The sequence below is a fragment of the Thermodesulfovibrionales bacterium genome, from assembly GCA_035686305.1.
Classification (GTDB): domain Bacteria; phylum Nitrospirota; class Thermodesulfovibrionia; order Thermodesulfovibrionales; family UBA9159; genus DASRZP01.
Window position 1 is genome coordinate 1 of sequence record DASRZP010000062.1, and the last position, 7,975, is coordinate 7,975.

Consider the following 7,975-nt stretch of genomic DNA (forward strand, 5'->3'; position numbering starts at 1 on the left):
GGAGATGGTGATGCCCGGAGACAATATCAGTGTTACGGTGGAGCTGATTGCGCCGATAGCGATGGAGAAGGAGTTGAGGTTTGCGATCAGGGAAGGCGGAAGGACTGTAGGCGCAGGCGTCGTTACCGAGGTGATTGCGTAGTCATCAATGCAAAGATCAGCAGGCGAAATGAAAAATCTAACATGTGCGATTTGCATTCTGCATGTTGCAATGGAGCGAAGTGACGGATATGAATCAGAAGATAAGAATTAAACTCAGGGCATATGACCACAGGATCCTTGACCAGTCGGTAAGGGAGATCGTCGATACGGCGCAGAGGACAGGCGCGCGAATAGCCGGTCCGGTCCCCCTTCCGACAAGAGTGAGCAAGGTTACGGTTCTTCGGTCTCCCCACGTAGACAAGAAATCAAGAGAGCAGTTTGAGATAAGGACCCACAAGCGGCTTATTGACATCTACGATCCGACACCCCAGACAGTCGACGCGCTTATGAAGCTTGAGCTTGCAGCAGGTGTTGATGTGGAGATAAAACTATGACAGGCATTCTCGGCAAGAAACTCGGTATGACGCAGGTATTTGCTGAGGATGGAAGAGCGATCCCTGTAACCGTAATAGAGGCTGGGCCGTGCTGTGTTATTCAGGTAAAGACGCTTTCTAGAGACGGTTATGAGGCCGTTAAAGTTGGCTTTTCTGAGATTCGCAAGGCAAAAAAGGTGAATAAGGCCATGTCCGGAGTATTCAAAAAGGCCGGTGTAGCGCCTTACGGAATAATAAAAGAGTTCAGGATGGGCAATCTCAAGGTCGGCGATTTCATCAGGGCCGAAATGTTCAACAAAGGTGACAGGGTTAAGGTCTCAGGAGTCTCGAAGGGCAAAGGGTTCCAGGGAGTCATGAAGAGACTTAACTACGCGGGCGGACCTGGTTCCCACGGGTCCATGTTTAACCGTGCGCCTGGTTCCATAGGAGCAAGTTCTTTTCCTTCGAGAGTTTGGAAGAACAAGGGGTTGCCTGGGCATATGGGGAGTGAGAACGTTACGACCAAAAATCTCACTGTTGTCGATGTAAAGCCTGAACAGAACCTTCTGCTCGTCAAAGGCTCTGTCCCGGGTGCGAACGGCACCTATCTGGAGATTGAGAAGGGGGATTGAGATGCCGGATATAGAGATGAAGGATACAAAGAACAACGCGAAGGGGAAAGTCAGTCTTCCCGATACGATCTTCGGACTAGGCAAGAGAGCAGATATCATTCATGCATCTGTTGTGAACTATCTGGCTAACCAGAGACAAGGCACACACGCGACCAAGACCAAAGGACTCATCAGCGGTGGCGGCAAAAAGCCATGGAAACAGAAACATACCGGAAGGGCACGTGCGGGAAGCAACCGTTCTCCGCTCTGGCGGGGCGGTGGAACGATCTTCGGGCCTCAGCCTCGGGATTATTCATTCAAGCTACCGACTAATATGAGAAGGAGGGCCCTGGCAGAGGCTCTATCAGCGAAACTCGCTGACGGAGGGTTAACGGTGGTTGAAGGGATTGTCATCGAAAAACCGAAGACAAAGGCGATACAGGAAGTGATCAAGAATCTCGGCCTAGACGGGAAAAGTCTCCTCATAGTCCTCCCCGAGAAAAATGAAAACATTCTTCTCTCATCGAGGAACATACCCGGTGTGAGGGTTGCGAGGGTCATGGACCTTAATCCTTATCAGATCCTGACGCACGAGAGGATCCTCATGACCGCAGACGCTGTCAGGGCAATGACAGAGGCTGGTGAACAATGAAGAACATCTATACGGTGATCAAGAAGCCGCTCTTCACCGAGAAGGGGGCAATGCTGAAGGAGGCTGAGAATAAAGTCCTCGTTGAGGTGAGTGTCGATGCCAATAAGCTTGACATAAAAAAGGCGATCGAGGAGATATTCAAGGTCAAAGTTGACAAGGTGGCCACGATCAGGACAGAAGGAAAGTGGAAGAGACACGGCAGGTCTCTCGGCAAGAGGCCTGACAGGAAAAAAGCAATTATTACCCTGAAAAAGGGTGAAAAACTCGATTTTGTTGAGGGTGCATAATGGCAGTCAAGAAATATAATCCCACATCCCCGGGAACACGGTTCCAGTCGGTCTCCGATTTCGAGGAGATTACCGCGAAGAAGCCCTATGAGCCCTTGCTGAGGGCACTGAAGAGATCGGGCGGACGGAATAATCAGGGTTGTGTCACAGCTTGGCAGCGGGGCGGAGGCAACAAGAGAAGGTACCGGCTCATAGATTTCAAGAGAAACAAGTTCGGCGTGGCCGCTTCAGTTGAGACTATTGAGTACGACCCGAACAGATCTGCGAGGATAGCACTCCTCAAATACCGCGACGGCGAAAGGAGATATATCCTTGCACCCTTAGGTCTCAAGGTCGGTGAAGAGCTCTTTTCAGGCTCCGGGGTCGAGATCAAGATCGGCAATGCACTGCCCTTGAGCGAGATACCTCTTGGAACGTTTATTCATAACATAGAATTTCGTCCGGGCGAAGGCGCAAAGCTTGCACGAAGCGCGGGCTCATCGGCACAACTCATCGCAAAGGCCGACGACTATTGCCACGTAAAGCTTTCGTCGGGTGAGGTGAGGCTTATCCCCCCGCTCTGTATGGCAACGATAGGTCAGGTGAGCAACCCTGATCACGAAAATATATCCTTTGGAAAGGCCGGGAGAGTGAGGTGGCTCGGGAAAAGACCTCACGTGAGAGGTGTCGCCATGAACCCCATAGACCATCCTCTCGGCGGCGGTGAGGGGAGGAGTTCCGGCGGAAGGCCCGCCTGCTCCCCATGGGGGAAGCCCGAGGGCGTCAAGACCCGCCATAATAAGAGGACGGATAAATTCATCATAAAGAGGCGAGGAGGTAAGTAATGCCGAGGTCCTTAAAGAAAGGTCCTTTTGTTGATGAGAAGCTGATGAAAAAAGTGAATCAGATGGTCGAAACGGGGGAGAAGAAGATCATCAAGACATGGTCGAGGAGATCCACCGTTGTGCCGGAGTTTATCGGATTTACCTTTGCGGTCCACAATGGCAGGAAGTTTATCCCTGTCTATGTAACGGAAAATATGGTGGGGCATAAACTGGGTGAATTCTCTCCGACAAGAACGTTTAAGGGACATGCGGGTTCACAGAAATCTGCATCGAAGGGTTAAGTATGGAAGCAAAAGCGATATTGAAATATGCAAGGATCACACCAAGGAAGGCAAGAAGGGTCGTCGATCTTGTGAGGGGCAAAAAGGCAGGAGAGGCCCTCATTGCCCTGAGGTTCATGCCTTACCGTGGGTCCGCATTCATCGAGAAGATCCTGAAGTCGGCAATGTCAAATGCCGAGCAGAAGAAGGTGGTAAATCCTGAAGAGATGGTGATCGAAAAGGCCTATGTAGATCAGGGGCCTGTTATGAAGAGGATGGAGCCGAGGTCTATGGGCAGGGCGAACGTTATCAGGAAGAGGTCCTCTCATATAACATTGATTTTGTCAGAGAAAAAATAACATTGGAGGTCGACGTTGGGTCAGAAGACACATCCGATAGGAAATAGGCTAGGGATAATAAAGACATGGGAGTCCCGGTGGTTCTCGAAAAGGGATTATGCCAATCAATTGATAGAAGACCTCAATGTGCGGAAGGCTATCAAGAAGAGGCTCTTCCATGCCGGGGTATCAAAGATAGAGATCGAGAGGGCCGGGCAGAAGATACGGATTATTATCCATACCGCGAGGCCCGGCATCATCATCGGGAAAAAGGGCGCTGAAGTCGAAAAACTGAGGAAGGATGTTGAGGTGCTGACCGGACGTGAAACGTCGATTGATATTAAGGAAATAAGGAAACCCGAGGTGGACGCACAGCTCGTTGCGGAGAACATCGCCCTACAACTCGAAAAGAGGGTTTCATTCAGACGGGCCATGAAAAAGGCTGTTGCCTCTTCATTAAGATTCGGTGCACTCGGCATAAGGGTTGCCTGCTCAGGAAGGCTCGCGGGCGCTGAAATTGCGAGGACTGAATGGTACCGAGAAGGAAGGGTGCCCCTTCACACCTTCAGGGCCGACATCGAGTATGGTTTTGCCGAGGCACTGACGACATACGGAAAGATCGGCGTTAAGGTCTGGATTTACAGTGGCGACATACTCCCTGAACCGCATAGAGCCGGTGAAGGCTTTGCGGCGTAGCGTCTTTGTAACGAGGTGATCGAACAATGTTAATGCCGAAGAAAGTTAAATTCAGGAAGATGCAGAAGGGCAATATGAATGGAAAGGCCTATCGGGGCGCTGACGTTTCCTTTGGCGAGTTCGGCCTCAAGGCCCTTGAGCCCGGATGGGTCACATCGAGGCAGATAGAGGCGGCGAGAATAGCCATAACGAGGCACGTGAAAAGAGGCTGTAAGGTCTGGATACGGATATTCCCGGACAAGCCGATAACGAAAAAACCTGCTGAAACGAGAATGGGAAAGGGTAAGGGGTCACCCGAGTACTGGGTGGCAGTGGTAAAGCCCGGAAGGGTGCTCTACGAGATGTCAGGAGTAACCGAGGATGTTGCAAAGGCTGCTCTGAGGCTCGCTCAGCATAAGCTCCCCATCGCGACAAAATTTGTTAGTAGGGAGGAGATCGTACGATGAAGCCTTCTGCATTGCGCGAATTAACCATGGATGAGCTCAGGGTGAAGGATCAGGATTTGCGAAGAGAACTTTTCAATTTGAGGTTCCGTCTCGCCACAGGAGAGGTAGAGAACCCGATGCGTATCCGCGCTGTTCGGAGGGATATTGCACGAGTCTTGACGGTGATGACGGAAAAGGGGAAGGCGTAGCAGGTTCTCCTTACAGGGAGATTGCTCATTGAGCGCCAGAGAGAGGTAGATAGAGATGCCAAAGAAGATTTATTCAGGTAAGGTCGTGAGCGACAAGATGGACAAGACCGTCGTGGTGGCCGTCACAAGGCTTTATCAGCACCCTGTGTACAAGAAGACCGTGAAGCAGGTCACGAAATTCAAGGCTCACGACGAAGAGAACAAGTACAAGACCGGAGACACGGTTTCCATCATTGAGACGAGGCCGCTGAGCAAGGGGAAACGGTGGACGGTACTGGATGTGAAAGAAAAGGCTTAAGGAGTTATCGAGATGATACAACCGAGGAGCAATCTTGAGGTAGCGGACAATTCTGGGGCAAAAAAGGTCCAGTGCATAAAGGTCTTGGGAGGCTCTCATAGGCGGTATGCGAGGCTCGGCGATGTTGTAGTCGTAAGCGTTAAGGAGGCTATTCCTGAAAGCAATATTAAGAAGGGCGACAAGGCAAAGGCCGTTGTGGTGAGGACAAAGAAGGAGCACAGGAGGCCCGACGGCACCTATATCAGATTTGACCAGAATGCTGTGGTGCTCATAAATCCACAGAATGAGCCGATCGGAACGAGGATATTCGGTCCCGTTGCAAGGGAGCTCAGATGGAAGGAATTTATGAAGATCATTTCACTTGCTCCAGAGGTTCTTTAGGAGGGTTCATGGGCTTAGGAATAAAGAAGCAGGATACGGTAATCGTAACGACCGGTAAAGAGAAGGGGAAAAGGGGCAGGGTTCTTTCTGTTGCTCCCTCGGAGCACAAGGTTGTCATAGAGAAGGTCAATATTATCAAGAAACACATGAAGCCGAACAAGAAGTACTCCCAGGGCGGGATTATCGAAAGGGAAGCCCCGGTTCATATATCGAATGTTATGCTGGTATGTCCCAAATGCGGCAAACCTACCCGGACCGGAAACACCCTCCTCGAGGGCGGGAGGAAGGTGAGGTCATGCAAGAAATGTAAGGAGGTCATAGACCAGTAATGCTTCCGCGATTAAAGGAGAAATATAAAGAGCATGTGGTCCCCGCGCTCATGAAGGAGTTTTCCTACAGGAACGTTATGGAGGTGCCGAAGCTGGTAAAGGTCGTGATCAATGTCGGTCTCGGCGAGGCTATTCAGAACATCAAGCTCCTCGACGCCGCGCAGAAAGAACTCTCGATGATCAGCGGCCAGAAGGCGGTTATCACCAAGGCGAAGAAATCTATAGCGTCATTCAAGCTGCGACAGGGTATGCCGATAGGGTGCAAAGTAACTCTGAGGGGAGACAGGATGTACGAATTGCTTGACAGGCTCATCAGTGTGGCACTGCCAAGAATCAGGGACTTTAAGGGCGTTTCAGGAAAGGCCTTTGACGGAATGGGCAATTATACCTTGGGAATAAAGGAGCAGTTCATATTCCCTGAAATAGACTACGACAAGGTCGAGATGGTTCATGGAATGGATATTACGATCTGCACGACAGCAAAGACTGATGCCGAGAGCAAGGCCCTCTTACGGCATATGGGAATGCCTTTCAGGAAATAGGTGGGGATGATTTGCGGCTTGCATACCTGTGATTGCGCGGATCGGAAGACGGGCTCCCTGTCATGAGAAGAGAAGAATCAATCGGCAATCATCACATTTATCGATAGAGAGGGGTGACCATGGCAAAGAAATGCATGATAGAAAAGGTGAAGAGGCAACCGCAGTTCAAGGTGAGGGCCTACAACAGGTGCAGACTCTGCGGAAGGCCGAGGGCCTTTCTCAGGAAGTTCGGCATGTGCAGAATTTGTTTCAGAACGCTAGCGCTCCGGGGGCAGATCCCCGGTGTGACAAAATCAAGCTGGTAGAGGTGAAGGGATGTTGACTGATCCTATTGCAGATATGCTGACGAGGATAAGAAATGCTGCTCTGATCAAGGCGGAGAAGGTTGATATACCGGCATCGAAGATAAAGCTCGAGATTGCCAAGATCCTCAAGGAGGACGGTTTTATCAGGGCCTATAAGATATTGAAAGACAAGAAGCAGGGCATCCTCAGGCTTACCCTCAAATACGTCGAAGACGACAACGCGATATCGGGTTTGAAGAGGGTGAGCAAACCGGGGCGAAGGGTATACGTTGGAAGCGAAGAGATACCGAGGGTGATGGGAGGGGTCGGAATTGCGATCCTTACGACACCGAAGGGGATTTTGAGCGACAGGTCATGCCGTCGCGACGGTATCGGCGGTGAGGTCATCTGTTACGTCTGGTAAGGAGAAGCTAAGTCATGTCGAGAATCGGTAAGAAAGTCATAGATGTTCCGAGCGGTGTTGAAATCAAACTCGATGGCAATGCCATCTGGGTGAAGGGGCCGAAGGGAGAGCTGAGCTGGAATTATCCTGAAAAGATCTCTGTATCACTCAAGGAGGGGAAACTTCAGGTGAGCAGATCATCTGATTTCAAGGAGGACAGGTCGCTGCACGGCCTTACGCGGAGTTTAATCGCGAATATGGTTGTGGGGGTGTCCCGCGGGTACGAGAGAGTCCTTGAGATTACAGGAGTCGGTTACCGGGCACAGGTCCAGGGGAACAAGATCACCTTCACTCTCGGTTATTCTCATCCCGTCGAGTACCAGTTGCCTGAGGGGATGAGCGCTGCTGTCGATCAGAAGCAGACGACGATAACCCTCAGGGGAGTGGACAAGCAGCAGATCGGACAGATGGCGGCCAACATAAGGGCCCTGAGATCCCCGGACATTTATAAGGGTAAGGGAGTACGATATGCCGGAGAGAGAATTAAACTCAAGGTCGGGAAGGCCGGCAAGAAATAGGTGACGAGGAGGTAGGAGCTTTGGCTGAAAGTACTCGAAAAAGTAAGGAAAGACGCCATATACGGATAAGAAAGAAGGTCTTCGGAACAACTGAGAGGCCGCGGCTTTCCGTTTACAGAAGTCTGGATCACATATACGCCCAGATCATCGATGACACAAAGGGCGAAACTCTCGTAGCTGCCTCAACCCTTGAAGGAGAACTGAAGTCAGAGAAGGGACACAAGGGGAATGTGGGTCTGGCAAAGAAGGTCGGAGAGCTGATAGCGAAAAAGGCTGTGGATAAGGGGATCAGGAAGGTTGTCTTTGACAGGGGTGGCTACCTGTATCACGGAAGAGTAAGGGC

19 protein-coding genes are annotated in these 7,975 nt (G+C 50.9%); all 19 read left to right on the forward strand.

All coding sequences use genetic code 11. The features are described 5' to 3' along the window. The coding region (gene tuf, locus VFG09_07340) for an elongation factor Tu (GenBank protein ID HET6514958.1) at nt 1–142 on the forward strand (142 nt) is incomplete at its 5' end. Nucleotides 143–230: 88 nt separating this feature from the next. Then, nucleotides 231–536: a 30S ribosomal protein S10 gene (rpsJ, locus tag VFG09_07345; GenBank protein ID HET6514959.1), complete on the forward strand. Its 306-nt coding sequence runs from the start codon at nt 231–233 to the stop codon at nt 534–536. Then, nucleotides 533–1,147 carry a 50S ribosomal protein L3 gene (rplC, locus tag VFG09_07350; protein HET6514960.1) on the forward strand — a complete coding sequence of 205 codons (615 nt, stop codon included), beginning with the start codon at nt 533–535 and terminating at the stop codon, nt 1,145–1,147. Before rpsJ ends, rplC begins: the two co-directional genes overlap by 4 nt. 1 nt (nt 1,148) lies before the next feature. Then, nucleotides 1,149–1,778 carry a 50S ribosomal protein L4 gene (gene rplD, locus VFG09_07355; GenBank protein ID HET6514961.1) on the forward strand — a complete coding sequence of 210 codons (630 nt, stop codon included), beginning with the start codon at nt 1,149–1,151 and terminating at the stop codon, nt 1,776–1,778. Continuing rightward, nucleotides 1,775–2,065 carry a 50S ribosomal protein L23 gene (gene rplW / locus VFG09_07360; protein HET6514962.1) on the forward strand — a complete coding sequence of 97 codons (291 nt, stop codon included), beginning with the start codon at nt 1,775–1,777 and terminating at the stop codon, nt 2,063–2,065. Before rplD ends, rplW begins: the two co-directional genes overlap by 4 nt. Beyond that, nucleotides 2,065–2,889, forward strand: a complete 825-nt coding sequence (gene rplB / locus VFG09_07365; GenBank protein HET6514963.1) for a 50S ribosomal protein L2 — start codon at nt 2,065–2,067, stop codon at nt 2,887–2,889. The genes rplW and rplB overlap by 1 nt, the downstream gene beginning before the upstream one ends. After that, nucleotides 2,889–3,170, forward strand: a complete 282-nt coding sequence (gene rpsS / locus VFG09_07370) for a 30S ribosomal protein S19 (protein HET6514964.1) — start codon at nt 2,889–2,891, stop codon at nt 3,168–3,170. The genes rplB and rpsS overlap by 1 nt, the downstream gene beginning before the upstream one ends. A 2-nt stretch (nt 3,171–3,172) precedes the next feature. Further along, entirely contained in the window at nt 3,173–3,508 is a 336-nt protein-coding gene (gene rplV / locus VFG09_07375; protein ID HET6514965.1) for a 50S ribosomal protein L22, read from the forward strand. 15 nt (nt 3,509–3,523) lie between these two features. Continuing rightward, complete coding sequence (gene rpsC, locus VFG09_07380) at nt 3,524–4,183, forward strand: 30S ribosomal protein S3 (GenBank protein HET6514966.1); 660 nt, start codon at nt 3,524–3,526, stop codon at nt 4,181–4,183. Between the two features lie 26 nt (nt 4,184–4,209). Beyond that, nucleotides 4,210–4,629, forward strand: coding sequence for a 50S ribosomal protein L16 (gene rplP / locus VFG09_07385; protein HET6514967.1), 420 nt, complete (start codon nt 4,210–4,212; stop codon nt 4,627–4,629). Continuing rightward, nucleotides 4,626–4,817, forward strand: a complete 192-nt coding sequence (gene rpmC / locus VFG09_07390) for a 50S ribosomal protein L29 (GenBank protein HET6514968.1) — start codon at nt 4,626–4,628, stop codon at nt 4,815–4,817. Before rplP ends, rpmC begins: the two co-directional genes overlap by 4 nt. A 55-nt stretch (nt 4,818–4,872) precedes the next feature. Then, nucleotides 4,873–5,115, forward strand: coding sequence for a 30S ribosomal protein S17 (rpsQ, locus tag VFG09_07395; protein HET6514969.1), 243 nt, complete (start codon nt 4,873–4,875; stop codon nt 5,113–5,115). A 12-nt stretch (nt 5,116–5,127) separates the two neighbouring features. Continuing rightward, a complete protein-coding gene (rplN, locus tag VFG09_07400; protein ID HET6514970.1) occupies nt 5,128–5,496 on the forward strand; it encodes a 50S ribosomal protein L14 in 369 nt (122 codons plus the stop codon). Nucleotides 5,497–5,504: 8 nt separating this feature from the next. Continuing rightward, nucleotides 5,505–5,825 (forward strand): 50S ribosomal protein L24, encoded by a 321-nt coding sequence (rplX, locus tag VFG09_07405; protein ID HET6514971.1) that lies wholly within the window; start codon nt 5,505–5,507, stop codon nt 5,823–5,825. Further along, nucleotides 5,825–6,367 (forward strand): 50S ribosomal protein L5, encoded by a 543-nt coding sequence (gene rplE / locus VFG09_07410; protein HET6514972.1) that lies wholly within the window; start codon nt 5,825–5,827, stop codon nt 6,365–6,367. The genes rplX and rplE overlap by 1 nt, the downstream gene beginning before the upstream one ends. 119 nt (nt 6,368–6,486) lie before the next feature. Continuing rightward, entirely contained in the window at nt 6,487–6,672 is a 186-nt protein-coding gene (locus VFG09_07415; protein HET6514973.1) for a type Z 30S ribosomal protein S14, read from the forward strand. Nucleotides 6,673–6,682: 10 nt separating this feature from the next. Continuing rightward, the gene (rpsH, locus tag VFG09_07420; protein HET6514974.1) at nt 6,683–7,075 is read left to right on the forward strand and encodes a 30S ribosomal protein S8; all 393 of its coding nucleotides are present in this window, start codon (nt 6,683–6,685) and stop codon (nt 7,073–7,075) included. 14 nt (nt 7,076–7,089) lie between these two features. Next, nucleotides 7,090–7,632 (forward strand): 50S ribosomal protein L6, encoded by a 543-nt coding sequence (rplF, locus tag VFG09_07425; GenBank protein ID HET6514975.1) that lies wholly within the window; start codon nt 7,090–7,092, stop codon nt 7,630–7,632. Nucleotides 7,633–7,652: 20 nt separating this feature from the next. Continuing rightward, on the forward strand, nt 7,653–7,975 hold a 323-nt coding region (gene rplR, locus VFG09_07430), incomplete at its 3' end, for a 50S ribosomal protein L18 (GenBank protein ID HET6514976.1).